At 38.1% G+C, this 17366-nt stretch carries 17 protein-coding genes; 14 read left to right on the forward strand and 3 right to left on the reverse strand.

All coding sequences use genetic code 11. From position 1 onward, the window contains the following. Nucleotides 1-287: 287 nt before the first annotated feature. Nucleotides 288-1817 carry an L-piperidine-6-carboxylate dehydrogenase gene (gene amaB, locus EDC17_RS15250; RefSeq protein ID WP_132778926.1) on the forward strand — a complete coding sequence of 510 codons (1530 nt, stop codon included), beginning with the start codon at nucleotides 288-290 and terminating at the stop codon, nucleotides 1815-1817. Between the two features lie 29 nt (nucleotides 1818-1846). Beyond that, entirely contained in the window at nucleotides 1847-3133 is a 1287-nt protein-coding gene (lat, locus tag EDC17_RS15255) for an L-lysine 6-transaminase (protein WP_132778928.1), read from the forward strand. Between the two features lie 53 nt (nucleotides 3134-3186). On the opposite strand, the gene EDC17_RS15260 is transcribed toward lat, so the two are convergent. Further along, nucleotides 3187-3975, reverse strand: a complete 789-nt coding sequence (locus EDC17_RS15260; protein ID WP_132778930.1) for a GLPGLI family protein — start codon at nucleotides 3973-3975, stop codon at nucleotides 3187-3189. A 1-nt stretch (nucleotide 3976) separates the two neighbouring features. Beyond that, nucleotides 3977-6733 carry a TonB-dependent receptor gene (locus EDC17_RS15265; RefSeq protein WP_165894441.1) on the reverse strand — a complete coding sequence of 919 codons (2757 nt, stop codon included), beginning with the start codon at nucleotides 6731-6733 and terminating at the stop codon, nucleotides 3977-3979. Between the two features lie 240 nt (nucleotides 6734-6973). Here EDC17_RS15265 and EDC17_RS15270 point away from each other — a divergent pair, with 240 nt between their 5' ends. Then, nucleotides 6974-7552 (forward strand): TetR/AcrR family transcriptional regulator, encoded by a 579-nt coding sequence (locus tag EDC17_RS15270; RefSeq protein WP_243646176.1) that lies wholly within the window; start codon nucleotides 6974-6976, stop codon nucleotides 7550-7552. Nucleotides 7553-7581: 29 nt separating this feature from the next. Here EDC17_RS15270 and EDC17_RS15275 read toward each other — a convergent pair whose 3' ends face one another. Continuing rightward, complete coding sequence (locus EDC17_RS15275) at nucleotides 7582-8451, reverse strand: pirin family protein (RefSeq protein ID WP_132778936.1); 870 nt, start codon at nucleotides 8449-8451, stop codon at nucleotides 7582-7584. 278 nt (nucleotides 8452-8729) lie between these two features. Here EDC17_RS15275 and EDC17_RS15280 point away from each other — a divergent pair, with 278 nt between their 5' ends. From EDC17_RS15280 to EDC17_RS15340, 11 genes are all read left to right on the forward strand, one after another. Further along, nucleotides 8730-9980, forward strand: coding sequence for a site-specific integrase (locus tag EDC17_RS15280; protein WP_037438455.1), 1251 nt, complete (start codon nucleotides 8730-8732; stop codon nucleotides 9978-9980). A gap of 647 nt (nucleotides 9981-10627) precedes the next feature. After that, nucleotides 10628-11005 carry a single-stranded DNA-binding protein gene (locus EDC17_RS15295; protein WP_037438456.1) on the forward strand — a complete coding sequence of 126 codons (378 nt, stop codon included), beginning with the start codon at nucleotides 10628-10630 and terminating at the stop codon, nucleotides 11003-11005. A gap of 43 nt (nucleotides 11006-11048) precedes the next feature. After that, nucleotides 11049-12122: a DUF932 domain-containing protein gene (locus EDC17_RS15300; RefSeq protein WP_037438457.1), complete on the forward strand. Its 1074-nt coding sequence runs from the start codon at nucleotides 11049-11051 to the stop codon at nucleotides 12120-12122. Nucleotides 12123-12174: 52 nt separating this feature from the next. Further along, entirely contained in the window at nucleotides 12175-12657 is a 483-nt protein-coding gene (locus EDC17_RS15305; protein WP_037438458.1) for a DUF1281 family ferredoxin-like fold protein, read from the forward strand. A gap of 11 nt (nucleotides 12658-12668) precedes the next feature. Beyond that, the gene (locus EDC17_RS17730) at nucleotides 12669-12881 is read left to right on the forward strand and encodes a hypothetical protein (protein ID WP_228459901.1); all 213 of its coding nucleotides are present in this window, start codon (nucleotides 12669-12671) and stop codon (nucleotides 12879-12881) included. A gap of 144 nt (nucleotides 12882-13025) precedes the next feature. Next, the gene (locus tag EDC17_RS15315; protein ID WP_037438459.1) at nucleotides 13026-13208 is read left to right on the forward strand and encodes a hypothetical protein; all 183 of its coding nucleotides are present in this window, start codon (nucleotides 13026-13028) and stop codon (nucleotides 13206-13208) included. A 12-nt stretch (nucleotides 13209-13220) separates the two neighbouring features. Further along, entirely contained in the window at nucleotides 13221-13823 is a 603-nt protein-coding gene (locus EDC17_RS15320; protein WP_037438460.1) for a PRTRC system protein E, read from the forward strand. Nucleotides 13824-13850: 27 nt separating this feature from the next. After that, on the forward strand, nucleotides 13851-14069 hold the full coding sequence (locus EDC17_RS15325; protein ID WP_037438461.1) for a PRTRC system protein C: 219 nt from the start codon (nucleotides 13851-13853) through the stop codon (nucleotides 14067-14069). Nucleotides 14070-14084: 15 nt separating this feature from the next. After that, nucleotides 14085-15251 carry a hypothetical protein gene (locus EDC17_RS15330; RefSeq protein ID WP_037438462.1) on the forward strand — a complete coding sequence of 389 codons (1167 nt, stop codon included), beginning with the start codon at nucleotides 14085-14087 and terminating at the stop codon, nucleotides 15249-15251. Then, on the forward strand, nucleotides 15248-15970 hold the full coding sequence (locus EDC17_RS15335; RefSeq protein ID WP_132778938.1) for a PRTRC system protein B: 723 nt from the start codon (nucleotides 15248-15250) through the stop codon (nucleotides 15968-15970). The genes EDC17_RS15330 and EDC17_RS15335 overlap by 4 nt, the downstream gene beginning before the upstream one ends. Further along, nucleotides 15970-16776, forward strand: coding sequence for a PRTRC system ThiF family protein (locus EDC17_RS15340; protein WP_132778939.1), 807 nt, complete (start codon nucleotides 15970-15972; stop codon nucleotides 16774-16776). The genes EDC17_RS15335 and EDC17_RS15340 overlap by 1 nt, the downstream gene beginning before the upstream one ends. Nucleotides 16777-17366: the final 590 nt, after the last annotated feature.

Genomic DNA, 17366 nt, shown 5'->3' on the forward strand with positions numbered 1-17366 from the left:
TATCTAACTCTGTATTTCATCGTTCCGAAGAACCGCTGCTCCCTTGCGGAGTGGTGCAAAGATAGGCAACATTACCTATTGCTTCCAAGCTTTACGCTGATATATTTTTGGATTATCACTTAACTCATTGGAGGATTGAGGAATAAAATGCAAACAAAACTTCCTGCAGTGTATTAAAAAGAATGTCTCAAAAGCGGCTTAAATACGCTAATAATTCTTATAAATTATATATAAAATGACTATAATTCGGTATATTTACAAAAACTAAGAATATTTGACATTATAATATGAACCTAAAAGAACTATCATCATTAAAGGTATTAGAAAACAATCTAGGATCATCCACAGGAACCAATTGGTTTGCTGCTGGAGCCAAAATTAATTCGTACTCTCCTACCAATGGTCAATACATAGGTAGCGTAATATCAACCACCAAAGAAGAATATGAACAGGTAATCACTGAAGCGGAGAAAGCTAAGCTTATATGGCGTGATATTCCGGCGCCCAAACGTGGAGAAATAGTGCGTCAATTGGGCGAAAAGCTAAGACAAGAAAAAGATACACTCGGCAAACTGGTTTCGTATGAAATGGGTAAATCTTACCAAGAAGGTTTGGGAGAAGTGCAAGAAATGATTGATATCTGCGATTTTGCAGTGGGATTGTCCCGCCAATTATATGGAAATACCATTCATTCTGAAAGACCTGGCCACCGTATGTATGATCAATACCATCCTTTAGGCTTGGTAGGTATTATTACAGCCTTCAACTTTCCGGTAGCAGTATGGGCATGGAATGCAGCTCTAGCGCTAGTATGTGGTGATGTCATCATTTGGAAACCATCCGAAAAGACACCTCTATGTGCGGTAGCTTGCCAAAATATCATTGCCGAAATTTTGAAAGAAAACAATTTGCCAGAAGGCATATCATCTATAGTGACAGGTGATGCTGAAGTGGGTAAATGGATTTCGGAAGATGAGCGCATCGCTTTAGTGTCGGCTACGGGCTCCACTAGAATGGGAAAACAAGTTGCAGAAACAGTTGCCAAACGCCTAGGTAAAACCTTATTAGAATTGGGCGGCAATAATGCAATCATCGTAACGCCTTCGGCAGATTTAAAAATGACAATAATCGGTGCTGTATTTGGAGCGGTGGGTACAGCAGGACAAAGATGTACGAGTACAAGACGATTAATTGTACACGAGAGTGTATATAATAAGGTCAAGGATTCGCTCATCGAAGCGTACAAACAAATAAAAATTGGAGATCCATTGGATAGCAACAACCACATGGGGCCGCTTATTGATAAAGCTGCTGTACAAATGTACCTGGATGCATTGGGTAAAATCCAAGAGCAAGGCGGTAAAATCCTTGTCGAAGGAAAAGTGCTGGAAGGCGAAGGGTATGAAAGTGGGTGCTATGTGACTCCTGTGATAGCAGAAGTAGAAAACCACTACCCTATTGTGCAACATGAGACTTTTGCTCCTATACTTTATCTTATAAAATATACAGGAGAAGTCCAAAATGCTATCGCATTACAGAATGATGTGCGTCAAGGCCTTTCTTCGGCTATCATGACGACCAACTTACGTGAAGCGGAGTTATTCCTAAGCCAAAATGGATCAGATTGTGGTATTGCCAATGTCAATATCGGTACATCAGGAGCAGAAATTGGTGGTGCATTTGGTGGTGAAAAAGAAACTGGTGGTGGCCGCGAATCGGGTTCAGATGCGTGGAAAGCTTATATGCGTAGACAAACCAATACCATCAATTACACCACAAGCCTACCATTGGCACAAGGAATTAAGTTTAATCTATAATACAATAAAACTAAAATATACATTAAGTTATGAATAAAACGCATCAAATATTATCTCAACATATCTTGGCCGACGGTCTACCATTTACAATGGATTTGAGCAAATCCTATAAATCCTATGTGGTAGATACAGAAGGGAACGAATACTTGGATATGTTCAGTATGTTTGCCTCTTCACCTATCGGTTATAATCACCCACATATATTAGCAAATGCCAAACAATTAGAAGCTGCAGCTATTAATAAGTTAGCATTGTCGGATATTTATACAGAAAGCTACGCCGATTTTATCCAAACTTTTGAACGCGTGGCAATACCACAGGAATTGAGTTACGCTTTCTTTATTGATGGCGGCGCATTGGCAGTAGAAAATGCACTAAAAGTGTCTTTCGACTGGAAAACCCGATTAAATCTAAGCAAAGGAATAAATCACGAGGCTACACAAGTTATTCATTTCAAACAAGCATTCCACGGACGTTCGGGGTATACTTTGTCATTGACAAATACGAAGGATGCACGTAAATATATGTACTTCCCAAAATTCGATTGGCCACGTATTGTGAATCCAAAACTTAGTTTCCCGCTGACAGATGAGAGTGTAGCAGAAACCATTGAATTGGAAAATCAAGCTCTTGCTCAGATCAACGAAGCCATCGCAAAAAATCCGAGTGATGTAGCGTGTTTAATCATTGAATCGATTCAGGCAGAAGGTGGTGACAATCACTTCCGTGTTGAATTCTTTAAAGAACTACGTCGTATCTGTGATGAAAACGACATTTTGTTTATTCTTGACGAGGTCCAAACAGGTATCGGGATGACTGGAAAGATATGGTGCTATCAACATTATGATATTATTCCAGACATTATCGCTTTTGGCAAAAAAACCCAAGTATGTGGAATATTGGCAAACCGTGAGAAGATCGATCGCGTAGAGAAAAACGTATTCCAAGAGTCCAGCCGTATCAACTCAACTTTCGGAGGTAACTTGGTCGATATGATTCGTTTCAAACTTATCCTAGAAGTTATTGAAAAAGAAAATCTCGTAGAGAAAGCTAACGAAATGGGCAAGTATCTCATGCAAGAGATCGATAATCTTATAGCTGAATATCCTTATCTGTCCAATGCGCGCGGCAAAGGCTTATTGTGTGCATTTGATTTCGATACCGTTGAAAACCGAGATACTTTCATCAACAAAACGATGGAAAACAAGTTGCTAATCCTTGGCTGTGGTGAGAAAAGTGTCCGTTTCAGACCGCATCTTACCGTTACGATCGAAGATATAGACAAGACATTTGATATTATTCGTAAATCTTTATAAAAGACAAAAGGCTTGCAATAATATTGCAAGCCTTTTTTAAGAATACATTATCCTCAAAAGAGTATTTTACTCAGTTCCTCCTGAAATGTTTTATCATCTAAGTAGTCATAAACAGAACTTTTTAGTTTTTTGATCACCGCCTCTCTCGACTCAGGTACGACCTTTTTCTTTTTGGTCAACGTCGAAGAGACTATATCATTCGATAACTCCACTTTGGTCGCAAACATATTGATATTCTTTGACGGGATGGATACACCCAATATTGTGCCAGGCAACCCTTGAATGAGCTCTGGACCTCCAGGAACCTCCAATTGATTGGTAAAGAAAGCGACCACATAAATAGAATCTTGAATCAGTCCATTGGCTCTACGGCAATCATATCCAGCAATATTTCGATATTCGTCCGTGTATTTCCATTTTACCTTCGGAATAGTATCGGCCAGCAACAGTTCATCATCGCCAAAAGGCAATAGTTTTAAAAATGTGCCCTTTTGGTAATTAACATATGTTTTGGTTTCTGCGTGTATTGGGAGAAACCACATGGCATTTCGATAGTTAGGGGGATAATCCTCTTTTAGGGTTTCAAAAACTGTCTCCATGTCATAAAATTTGAGGACGTGATGGGTAACAACTTCATGTGGACCGCTTTTTTGCAGATGCTCTAAATTTGCTTTGTCCCAAAAACTTACATCAGCTTTAGTACTGATTTTACGTTTCAAATAATTTTGAAGATGGAATTTCCGCTCATAGGTGATCGTGCCACTCGTCGGAAAATAAGTGTATTGTGCGAAAGTAAGTTGTGCACTAATCAGTATTAAAAATAATATTATCAGCTTTTTCATATTAATTACCCCCTTTCATAGTAGTGAAATTATAAATCAGTTTGAACATAGCATATCTCCGTAGCACATCGTTGGAGTACTGAGTAAACGTATATCCTGACTGGTATCTTCTAATGCCATTGTTTTTATTAAAAAGATCATTTACAAAAATTTGAGCCTCTAATGATTTATCCTTCAAGAACTTTTTAGAAACATACCCAGATAAATTTAATGTGTTGAATTCTGGTAGTGTTGCTGTCGCGGCCTCATGAGTTTGTGCCATATTCATCACGAATTTATAATCCTTTGGAAATGTGTAACTGATGTCTGTATAAGAACTAAATATGAAATTTTTTGCATCTAGGTCGGGCTGCAAGGTAGATTGGCTTATCCTATATCCTGGATTCAACCGGACATCCAGAGACCATTTATTAGCCTTATATGTACTTAATCCAAATGAAGGGCTTACCGAATAACTTTCTGTATTGTTCAATTGCGAATTACTATTGCTGAGTGAGAGGTAGTTGTAATAGTTTAGATATTCTAAATTACCACCGATTCTTGCACTCAATGCAATTTTTTTCCAAATAGGTTTCCGATATCCACCGTATACATTTGCATTGAAATTGGGTTTATCTATATTGACAAACTGTATATCACGTTGCCCGCTTTCAGGATAAAACGTAACTCTACTATTCACTGAATTTATGCTTTGTGAACCATATATTCCCATGTAGAAACTTATATCTTTTAATTGCTTGTAAGAGTTATATGACATTGAAAAATTATTGGAAAAGCCTGCTTTCAACTCATTATTATCCAAATAATTTATCAACGGATTATCGTTTTGTTTCAATGGCTGAAACTGATTCAGATTAGGTTGTGTTGTTCTTCCTGAATAACTGAAATAAACACTTTTGCTTTTTGTAATCTGATAATTTCCATTGATCGTAGGTGCTATAGATATTTGGTCTCTACTCAAATTCTGATTCAGATTATTATAGCTTCGCTCCACATTCTCGAAGGTCAATGCATTACTAAGATTCAGGGTTAGACTGTTCCTCTTGAAGTTAAGTCCGGTATTAAAGGTATGACGCAGACTCACATTATCGAAATCATTCAATAAACTTTCGTCCAAAATATCATACTCCCCCGTTACATCATTCTTGTCGAAAGACTGATTTAGGGTATAAGAAGAAACTCTAGCCATGGCATAGCCAATATTTCCAGTTAAATATTTAGAAAGTGGCTCTGTATAGGCCAAAGATGTGTTAAAATTGTTGTTTTCCCAGACATTGTTTTTTTGTTGATCGATTAATATCTCATCATTTAGTTGATACAAATCTGTATTTGAGTAATAGTTTGCTACACCGTCAGTAGTATTAGTAGTAATCCCGGTATTAAATGTCAAGGAGCGACGTAGCTTTCCAAATCTTTTTGTCAACATTACATTGGCATTAAAGCTTTCATTCAGACTGCTGTTTACACTTCTTGACTCTGTTTGATTCAATAGCGTCTCATCCAAACTCCTTTCTGCGGCATTATTCGTACTGGTATTGTCCCGATCTATTTGATTATAACCCATTCTCCAGGTCATATCTGTGGTAGAATCTATTTTCAAGTCATAACGTAGATTCGCATTATGGGATTTATTTTCATTCCATGTCAAGCCTGTCGACTGTTGGATACTGGCCAATTCAGGTAAATTGTTCTGTACAAAAGAAGAAGAATTATTTTCCACCTCCATTTGCCCTCTTCTATAGTTGACATTTAACTTATGCTTATCTCCTTTAAATTTGTCAGAATAACTCGCTCCCATATTCAACGCTTGCGGGATTCCACTTCCTTGATAATTCCCTGACCAAGAATCCATTCCATCACCAGAGCTTGATGAAGTAATATAGATTCCGCCATCTTCCGAGACAGTCATATTAGATGAACCAGTGCCATACTTTTCCCCCTCTTCAAAACCAAGGCTCACCATACCGTCATTTGCTGATATTGCATAGGCTGCGATTTTTTGAGGTCCGTTAAATTTATTCACCATGCCCTTCAGCCCGAAATATTTTTCAGAACCATATCCACTCTGCGCTTGCCCAAAGGCACCTTTCTTTTTATCTTCTTTAAGGGTGATATTCACAGTTTGCATCCTTTCGCCATCATCTACTCCTGTTCGATCTGTAAGATCAGATTTCTTTTCGTAGACCTGCACTTTGTCCACCATATCCGCGCGTATATTCTTAGTAATCAAAGTCGGGTCATTTCCGAAAAACTCTTCCCCGTCGAGTAGCACTTTCTTCACTTCTTTACCTTGTGCAGTAATTTTGCCATCCGCATCTACGGTTATACCCGGAAGGACCTTTAACAATTCATCTACTTTCGCATCTTTATCTACTTTGAAGCTACTCGCATTATATTCTATGGTATCCCCTTTTATTACGACTGGAATTTTGCCTGTCACCGTCACCTCTTCCAATAGCAGCAATGCTTTTGATAGCTTTACGATACCCAAATCATAATCTTTCAAGACATGAATATCCTCCACATAATCCGCATACTGAGGATAGGAAATTATCAATTTATACTTTCCAGTATCAAGTTTAGGAATTGAAAATGTTCCTTGTTCATTTGATCGCGCAAAATTGACAAGAATAGAGTCTGTTGGAGTTAATAGAGCAATTGTTGCTTTCTGCAGTTTGGCATTGTCCGTAATGTCTGTAATCGTCCCAGACAATTTAGATTGCGCAAATGAATACGAATAATTCAGTAGAAGGCTCAATGCTATCAAAAAAAAAAAAACGGTAGCTGACCATAATTTAAATTCTACATTGGATAGTTAATAATCTAGGGTATGTATATTTTGCTGATTTACAATACCAATACAAGAATATATAATATTCCCGTTGTTGAGAAATTTAATTATTACCTTTAACTAAAATTAACTTTTAGAAGGACTACCAGCATGTCAAATCCGTCTAGAAAAGCATACCAGGGGAAAGTAAATAACAAAGAGAAAACTATGGCTAAACTACTATCTGCAGTAGGTAAAGTCTTAGAAAAGAAAGGCTATACAGGGCTTACACCTACTAATATAGCGAAAGTAGCAAATGTGGACCGCAAGCTTATAAAGCTATATTTTGGAAGTGTTGATAACCTCATTGAAACCTATATACGATCAAAAGATTATTGGCTTCTGTCGTCGGATAATATTTCTCATACATTGGAAAATGAACCGCCCAATGGAACACAAGATATTCTTGAAAATTTACTCCTTGATCAACTAAATAATTTTTTGGTCAATAATGAAATGCAAAAAGCGGTAACCTGGCAGATCAGTGAAAAGTCAGCTATTATGTCCGAAATCACGCGCAAGCGTGAAGAAATAAGTAAGCTTTTTTTCGAAAAAGCGGATAAGGAGCTTCCGCCTCATGTAGATATTCGCGCCATTAGCAGCATATTAGTTTCCGGCATTTATTATTTGGTGCTTCACTCCAAGCACACCGAAAGTACCGTTTGTGAGATAGAATTGGATGAGAATGGCTTTGAGCGTATACGCGCCGCCATAAAACAAATTATAACGTGGGCCTATAGCAAGTAGGACTGCTCATCACAGTCCTACATTATATATTATCCAGGCAGCGGTACATAACCATCATCTCCCGGCACCTTTGGAAACTCGTGATTTCTCCATCGCTCTTTTGCGGCTTCTATGATTTGTTTATCGGTTGCCACAAAATTCCAATAGATGTATCTTTCCTCCGGAAATGGCTCTCCACCAAAAATATACACCGTGGTATTGGCTTTCATCGTGAACGAACACAGATGAGCATCTTTAGTGATTAAGATTTTCTTCGCATCATAAATATGTCCATTGCTTGCAATCTCCCCCTCCAAAATGTACAGTCCGCTTTCACCGTATAATTCGCCGCGAATATCGATTAAAGCATCGGCTGAAGTTTTGATTTCCAACATATATAACTTACTATATACCGGAACGGGTGATTTTTTATTAAAAGCTTCTCCCGCTATCAACCTATACTTTACCCCATTCTCTTCCCAAGAAGGAATATCTTTTGCTTCGGTATGATGAAAAGTAGGATCCATAAATTCCAACTCTTTAGGTAAAGCGACCCAGATCTGTAGTCCGTGAAGGAATTTGTCACGCTGACGCAAATGTTCAGGCGTACGCTCCGAATGTACGACCCCTTTACCTCCAGTCATCCAATTGACGGCGCCGGGCGTAATCTCCATCGCCGTACCTAAACTATCCTGATGAAAAATAGAACCGTCGAATAGGTATGTCAATGTGGATAAACCGATGTGCGGATGTGGTCCTACATCCAGATTCTCATGATCCGCCAAACATGCTGGTCCCATGTGGTCGATAAAAACAAATGGACCGATACTACGTTTCTGACGGAAGGGCAAAAGTCTACCTACCAAAAAATTTCCAATATTGGCGGCAGTTTCTTCCCTGATGAAATCAATATTTGACATAAAATGTGTATTTCCTCTAAAAAGATTAGTAAAAAGCAAAGTTAAGCAAAACGATTAAATCCGTTGCTATACAATGTTTTATAAAGAAGTAGTCTTTATTTGGAACTCGGTGTCAGATAGGTTTTGGGCTTGAAATGACAAAGTTAAGTTACTAATTCGTTACCGATTAATAGAGGTTCCTTAATAGCTTAAACGGTTATATTTCAGTGTTTTGCACTTATTTTTATATTTCCTTGTAACTCAATGTAAATTAATTTTAAACATTAAACATTTGAGTTATGACGCAGACAAAAAAATCAACGTTCAAACTGCTTTTCTACTTGAAAAAGAACGAACTGAAAAAAAATGGTAATGCTCCAATTATGGCACGTATTACCATTGACGGAACACCTAAAACTTTTGGGACAAAGTTAGAAATTGACCCTAGCAATTGGGATCTAAAATATGGAAGAGTTGAGGGCAAAAGCGCAACAGCTTTAAATATTAATAAAAAGTTGGATAACATACGTGGGCGTATCGACAAAATTTATGAAGATATGCTGAAACACGAGGGCTTTGCTACTTCCCAAAAAGTAAAGCTCTCATTCTTGGGTGTTGGTGTAATGGATGATGCAATTCTAAAAGTCTTTAACGATAAAAATGAGGATTTTAAAAAATTAGTTGACAAGGAAGAACGTTCACAAAGCACCTACAACAAGTACATCACGGTTTATAATCATCTTACCACTTTTATCAAAGAACGCTATCATCGTGATGATATGGCCTTTCGGGAATTGACTGGAGATTTTATTAGGGAATTCGATTTTTATCTTCGGTACGATTTACAATCTACACATAATACGGTTTGGGTTTACACGATGCCCGTACTAAGTCTGGTAGAATTGGCTATAAAAAAAGGTTTGATACGTGATAATCCGTTTCAAGATTATGAAATTAATATGGAAGAAACCGACAGGGGTTATATTCTTAAAGAAGATGTAGAAAAACTGATGATGTGTGCACCGCCCCACCCACGGTATGAGCTTGTGAAAGATCTTTTTATTTTCAGTTGTTTTACCGGACTTGCTTATGCGGATATTAAAAAACTAACAAGGAACAATATTCAGTCTTTCTTCGATGGCCATCAATGGATCATCAGCAGAAGAAAAAAATCAGATATTGCTTCTAATGTTCGATTAATGGAAATCCCAAAACGTATTATAGAAAAATACCTCGGTAGCACTCGTAATGAGTTTATCTTTCCAGTTCCAACTAATGTAACCTGCAATACTCACATTGGCAAATTAATTGAAAAAGCTGAAATTATTACAGAACAAAAAGTAACTTTTCACACCGCAAGACACACATTTGGAACGATGTTTTTGACCGAAGGCGTACCTCTTGAAAGCCTTAGCAAAATGATGGGACATAAAAACATTTCAACTACACAGATTTATGCTAAAATTACCAGCCAAAAGATTAGTAAGGATATGGATTTAGTAGCTCCTAAATTTAAGGAGATTGAAGAAGCGTTTTTACAGGTTATATAGTTAATCACAATTTGATAATTACTAGCAGAACTTAACGGTTCTGCTTTTTTTATGCCCATATTTTATAGCCAAAGCACATTTACTTCGCTCTGCTATTCCCTTTCTGTAAAAGAGCTTTTCGGCTACTTCTGGAACAGAAGATTAAAAAATGTTGCCATCTACGCCTCCCACACAAATACATTTTCTAATCCTCTGCTAGTGTGGCTTTGATAACCCACCGCTTTAAAAAAGTGTTTTAAAAATTCAGCGAATTGGAAGTGTTATTTCAATTCACTGAAAACCATTTCTCAATGCCATCTTCTTGGCTTCCACATTCATTTTATCCAAAGACCCGTATGCTTTTTTGTCCCATTTCAAGAGCAAAGGTATTTCCGTGTTCTTAACGCATCACAAAGGTCAAGCAAGTTTGGAAAATAATCTCCACCCGTTGGGTAGTATTTTTTTCCAAAACCTTGGTGATGCTAAACACGAACCTTTTATGCTCGTGAAACGAAACATAGCATACTCCGGCTCTTTAAACGAATAAAAAAAAATGTCAGATATGAAGATTAAAAACATTGGAAATGGTAATGAAACGAAACAGCACCTCCTCTCATTGCCGAATAAATCAAAAAAAAATCAAAATCAATAACTAAAAATTAAAGAATATGAACATCACAGGAAGATTGACAAGGGATGCGGAAGTACGCATAACGTCACAGGACAAACAAGTAGTAAACTTTTCAGTAGCGACCAACGACAGCTACCGTAACAAACAGGGCGAACGCATAGAGCAAACAACCTATTTCGATTGCTCCTATTGGATAACCCCGAATGTAGCCAAGCTACTCACAAAAGGTACTTTGGTAGAACTATCGGGACGAGTAAGCACAAGAGCGTGGACAGGTAATGATGGAGAACCAAGAGCAGGACTGAATTTCCATACCTCTCAAATCAAATTGCACGGAGGTGGCAAAAAATCGGAAACGGCACAAGCTACCACAAGCACAAACAATAGCAAGGCAGAAGACGACCTCCCATTTTAATCAAGAACATTCAATCATTTTTAACATCAAAATTTCTAACATTATGGCACATAATATCAATTTTAACGAGAGAACAGGACGTTATTCATTTTTTAGCGTACAACAAAAAGCATGGCACAACTTGGGGCAAATCGTGAAGCAATACCCGACAAGCGAGGAAGCTATCAAACACGCAGGGTTAGATTACGAAGTCGTAAAATCCCCACTTTTTACCAAAGGTTCGGGCATTATCGAAACGGCTAACGGTATAGAGATAGGCAGTAGAGAATTAGAAGTTCCTAACTATTTCGCCAACATTCGCACCGATAACAATAAGGTATTGGGAGTAGTCGGCAAGGATTACCATATCGTACAAAACCGTGAAGCCTTTAATTTCTTTGATGCTATTGTAGGTGGTGGCGAGGGCATTCTGTACGAAACCGCAGGAGCATTAGGCAACGGAGAACGTATTTTTATCACAGCCAAACTGCCTGACTATATCCGTGTAGGCAATGGCGATGATGTTACGGAAAAATACATTTTCCTAACCACTTCGCATGATGGTAGCGGAAGTATCACAGCCGCATTTACACCAATCCGTATCGTTTGCCAAAATACCTTAAACGCTTCATTACGCAATATGACCAATGTTGTCCGTATCAAACACACTTCGGGAGCAAAAGGACGTATCGAGAACGCTCACAAGATTATGGGACTTGCCAACACATTGAGCAACCAATTAGAGGGAATTTTCAATGAATGGGCAAAAGTAAAGGTAACAGACCGAGAGGTTAAAAAGCTAATTCAATTGGCACTTTGCCCGAATAAGGAAACCTTTGATTTAATCAAAAAAGGTGCGGAAGATGAAATTTCAACCGTGTTCAAAAACACCGTTGAAGATGCTTTTGCATACGCAATGATAAGCGACACCCAACAAATGGATACGACAAAAGGAACATTGTTCGGAGCTTATAATGCGGTTACAGGTTACTATCAGAACGTAAGAAATTACAAGAATGATGAAGCCAAGTTGCAGAGCATTGTATTGGGTGGCACTGCTCAACTCAAATCACAGAAAGCATTTGAATTGTGTAATGGTTTTGCTTTAGATGGTGCAGAAACCCTAAACCTTAATTAAATAACAACAGGCTACCGCTTTAATCGGTGGTAGCCTACTAAAAACAAAAGTTATGGCAAATTGGTGCAGTAATACAGTTGTATTCGAGGGGAAACCCGAAACAATCACAGCAATACAGGAACTTTTTCAATCAATGAAGGAAAAGGAAGAAAAAATCGAAGAAGGACAATTACCCGAATTTATTTCTAAAGATAATGGTGGTTATTTCTTCAATATCTATTGGAATGAAGGCGATGAAGGACAATTTCAATATGAAACAAAGTGGTCACCAAATATGGAAATCATTCAAAAGATAGCGGAGCATTACGAAGTGAATTTCACACACGACTATGAAGAAATGGGCAATCTTGTATATGGCAGGGCAACATTTTATGACAAGCTACTCACAGATGTTTATTTGGAAGACGTGGATTTTGAGCAATACGAATTTGATGAAGAAAACGAAACCTACCATTTTGAGGGTAATGATTACGAAAGCGATTACGAGATATTAGAAAACTTGTTGGAGCGGAAAATTAAAATTCAAGAAACTTAAAACCAAAGGCAATGGAAACAAGAACAATAGCTACAAAGTTTGTACGCCAAGATGTACCCGAATTGGCAACCCTGCAAAATGCAAAGGTTTACCTATTAAGGGAAAAACTGAACAAAGGCGACAAGTTGAACCGAGCCGAAAAAAATTGGCTTGCCGAAGCAGTAAACCGAAACGCCTATTTCAAAAGAGCCGTCCCGCTTATGGGTTATCGTTTTGGTTTCTAGGATGTTTTAAAATCCTATATCGTAAAGCAGTACGGCAGTTGGGCAGAATACAACGCTCCCGACAAAACAAGTCTTAGAAGTATCATTTATGGTAGGATTGACCAAATAGCGGAAATCAGCAAATAACACTTAAAGCCAAGTACGATGAAAATCATAGATAAAAAAGGGAATTGGATTGAAGTTACCGACCTCATAAAAGCTATTCAACAAACAGGTTGGTATAAAGAATATCAGCACGACCCACCAACAGAAACAGACAAGGAAAGACAGGAATATTGGGCAGATATGCACGAGAAACTTAAAAAAGAAAAAAGTATTAACAATTAAAATTTTAGAACGATGAACACCAATTTTTTCAATCAGATACAGCAGTTAGACTTTACAGGAGTATTACAACTGAACATTTCAAAAGGAATAGAAAGCAACCTAATTGTAACAGTATTGCTCAATAACGAACAATGCGGAGATAGTGCAAAAAACCTAATTCCACCATTGACCTTTAACGCCACACCCCAGGAGTTTGACGAGGGATTTTTTGAGCAGATAACCACACCTATACAAAAGGTATCGAGCTTAATGGTGGATATGGAGAAATTTCAAAAGCAACTTGATGAAGCCAAAGCACAATCGGCAATCGAGAAAGCAAAAACCGAAAAAGAGAAAAAAGAAAAAGAAGTCAAAGACAAGAAGTTTAAAGATGCAATGGCAAAGGCGGACGAGTTGGAGAAAGAGGGCAAATTCCGTGAAGCGTGGATAAAAGTTCCCGATATAACGGAGTTTCCCGAAAAAGCAGACGAGATACGCAAACGCAAAACCTCATTATCAGACAAGTTTGCCACGCCGAGCCTTTTCGGAGCAATTGACGAAACAAAACCCAAACTTCTACAAGCGGAAGCAGTTGCGGACGATTATCCTATTGATGAAGCGGACGAAGAAGAATAAAAGTGTTAACCCCAAAATTAGAAAGTTATGTTATTAGCAACCCAATTAGAGCGAGTGTTTATACTCAAAGATAAAGGACAGGACATCAGACTGACCGACCCCGAACCACGTTGGAGCGTGGAAGCCGTAATGAATTTTTACGCCAATATGTACCCGATTTTGACAACGGCAAAAGTATCTGCACCACAAATAAAAGACGATGCAGTCGAGTACAAGTTTGAGAGTGTAATGGGTACGAAAGGTTAACCAAATATTAAAGCGATGAATTATGCAACGCAACATCATATCGGGAACTATCAGCATACCCGAACAGAAACGACAACGGCAATTGCACCGACAGTTGGGCGAGTTCGCCAATTTGATGCAAAGACCAAAGGACGCAAACCAAGTGCAGAAAGACAAGCAGAAATCCGTACCAATAGCAATGCTACCAATGGTATTCTAAAGTGTACGTTTCTGCCCAAACTAAAAACGGCATCATCCGTACAGGCTTGTCAGAAAACGGAGAGGGATTTTTACAAGTCCCTTTCCAAACTTGCCAAGCATTACAGGATTGAACCAATGCAGACCAACAGTTTTAAGTTTCCCTACAATATAACATTGGCTATGTGGGATATGGAAAACAAAGTAAAGCGTACCAACAGCAATTGGGATGGTTTCAGATTGGTAAAGGATAGCAGGAAAACCTATTTTATAGGCGAGGAACGATACAACACAGGAACAACCTTGTATTACATTCCCGTTGTGCCACTCTTTAAAATGCTCAAAGACCCAAAGCGTAAAAAGACCGCACAGCTTTTACTATCGGTATGTAGTTATCTGTATCATATCGCTCAAATTCCGTATTACAGGCAGGAAGAAAGTTATCTATATTGGTTGTACGAAATGATGACAGATTGGGTGGAACAAGACGAGGAAACGGCAGAAACCGAAACCAACAAACGTGAATTGAGAAATGCCGAATACATTGGCGATAAAATAGAAAAAAAGCTATTTAACCGTATCAATCTAAAGGTATTTGAACAGCGTTTGAACCGATTTAAAATTGCTGATGCGTTCGATAACGGATGCTGGCAAGTGGCTTGTAATGCGTTTGACCTTTTTACTGAATATCCGAATGCAAGCATTTTCCGAAACGCACCAATATCCGAAGAAGACCCTTATAATGATGATGACGAGAATGAAATAATCGGAATGGAAAAATACATTTCATTTATTGCAGATACTAAAGGCTGGTTGTACGAAAGTCTTTCAGATACCATCAACAATGAATTTAACGAGTACGGAGCAATGGCAGAACCTACTATTTCCAAGCGATTTGACGGAAGTGAAATACCAACAGCAAACCTTGATTTTGAGAACCGTTTATTTGGTTTATTGAATGATTTGAGTGGATTATTATATGAATACAAAACGATAGAAAAATGAACACCTTAAACGACATAACCAAAGACTTCGGCACATTGTACCATCCAAAATCTGCTTTAGTTTTCTACGAAGCCAATGGAAAAGATACCGATATGTTCGTGGAGCATTTTGATATGGATAGCAACGGAATACCTATCAATGCGCATCCATTAACTGTAAAAGAAGCCAATGTATTGGCTAAGTCCTTACAGACCGATGATGAAAAGAACCAAGCTTTTTTAAAACCAAAAGGGATATTGCCCACTAATATTCTGCATATCAATCCGAGTGCTGAAAAAGCCACGGTATTATGGTACACGAAAGCAAAGCAAAGACAACTTTATTTTGTGGACAGTTTGGGCATACCCAACGGAAAAGCACAAGTACCGCCAATGCTTTGGTTGGCAAGCAAAAACAGCCTTTCTGTATTTGCTTTGGCAAACGACAGAAGACCCACCGAGAAAACGCCTTTGCATTATGCACCTTTCTTCAATATCTACGAAAAAGGCAATGTATGTATGGGTACTGTGGGTATTGACGTCAAAAATTCGGCTTCGGTTGAGGAATTTATACAGGCGTGGGAACATTATTTTTTCAATTCCTATTTCAGTCATTCATTGAGTGCAAATTTGACAAAAAAGAACATCGTAAGTCTATGGAAAGACCTTATTGGTACGGATAAACCCTTTCCAAAAGAAGTATTGAAAAAGAACAATAAAACCCTTAAAAATCTATTGTGATGAATACAGCAAAAACAGCAGTACATTTTACAGATAATTACCTGCTCAATCCAACCAATCCGATTTCGGTAAACCTTATCGGAGCAGGTGGCACAGGTTCAAAAGTATTGACCGCCTTAATGGAAATAAACGAAAGTTTGATAGCATTGGAACACGCAGGGTTACAAGTCCGCCTTTGGGATGATGATGTTATCACAAGTGCCAATTTGGGCAGACAGCGTTTTGCAGAAAGTGAAACAGGATTATACAAATCCGTTGCTTTAATCAACCGATGCAACCGTTGGGCAGGTACAAATTGGAAAGCCGAAACGGTAAAATTTGAAAAAGATAATTTTGGCAGATTGCCCGAAGAAGCAAGGGCAGTTATTACCATTACTTGTGTGGATGGCGTACAGGCAAGGTTTGGCGTTGCTGAAATTTTAAAAGAAATAAGCTACCGCAGACACTATCAAGATGAGCCAAAATATTGGGTTGACTTTGGAAATAGCCAACACACAGGGCAAGTTATATTATCCACCATCGGAGAGATAAAACAACCAAATTCTGAAAAGTACGAAACGGTGGCAAGCCTGCCATTTGTTACCGATGAATTTGGCGAACTATTGAAGCAATCTGAACAAGAGGACAGCACGCCAAGTTGCTCACTTGCTGAAGCGTTGGAACACCAAGATTTGTTTATCAATTCATCGCTTACACAAATGGGTTGTTCTTTGTTATGGAACTTGTTTCGCAGGGGAATGACTGAATACAAAGGATTTTTTCACAATCTGAAAGATTTCCGCACCCACCCGATAAAAGTTGCCTAAAAGCCGAAATCGGCGGGCAAAAATGCAATTCCTCCCTACGGTCGGAAACGCATTTTTGCGGTTTAAAGCGGATGCAATCACTTTGCAAAAATGCACCGGCTCACAATTCCATTTCCTTACATTTTACCAAACAGGTTGCGAGTTTTTTGCGTGGGATATTCAGTATCCCATTTTTTGTTTTTGGTAATGACTTCTTTTCTTTTCACACAGCGACCAAAGAAAAGATTCTGTGTTGTAAAACAATTTTTTTTAGTTTTTTTGGTGTTAAATTGTGTACAATAACTATAAATTGTACTTTTGCACCACTCAATGAAAAGAACAGTACAAATATCATCCCAAGTTACTCCGCCTTGATCTTAGGCTAACTGTTATATTTCCCAATTTTAATTTATTGGCTTTTTTATCGTACCCAAAGGTTTTTTCTTTTGGTGCATCTCTTTTTTATTTACATTTTTAATATTTAAACATACTTTTTTATGCAGAAAGTTATTAATCTGTTTGATTTCAAACAGAAAATTAATTACAAAAACGAAATTCTTGCGGGTCTTGCGGTGGCTATGACCATGATACCTGAGTCTTTATCCTTTGCT

The organism is Sphingobacterium alimentarium (assembly GCF_004342685.1).
GTDB lineage: Bacteria > Bacteroidota > Bacteroidia > Sphingobacteriales > Sphingobacteriaceae > Sphingobacterium > Sphingobacterium alimentarium.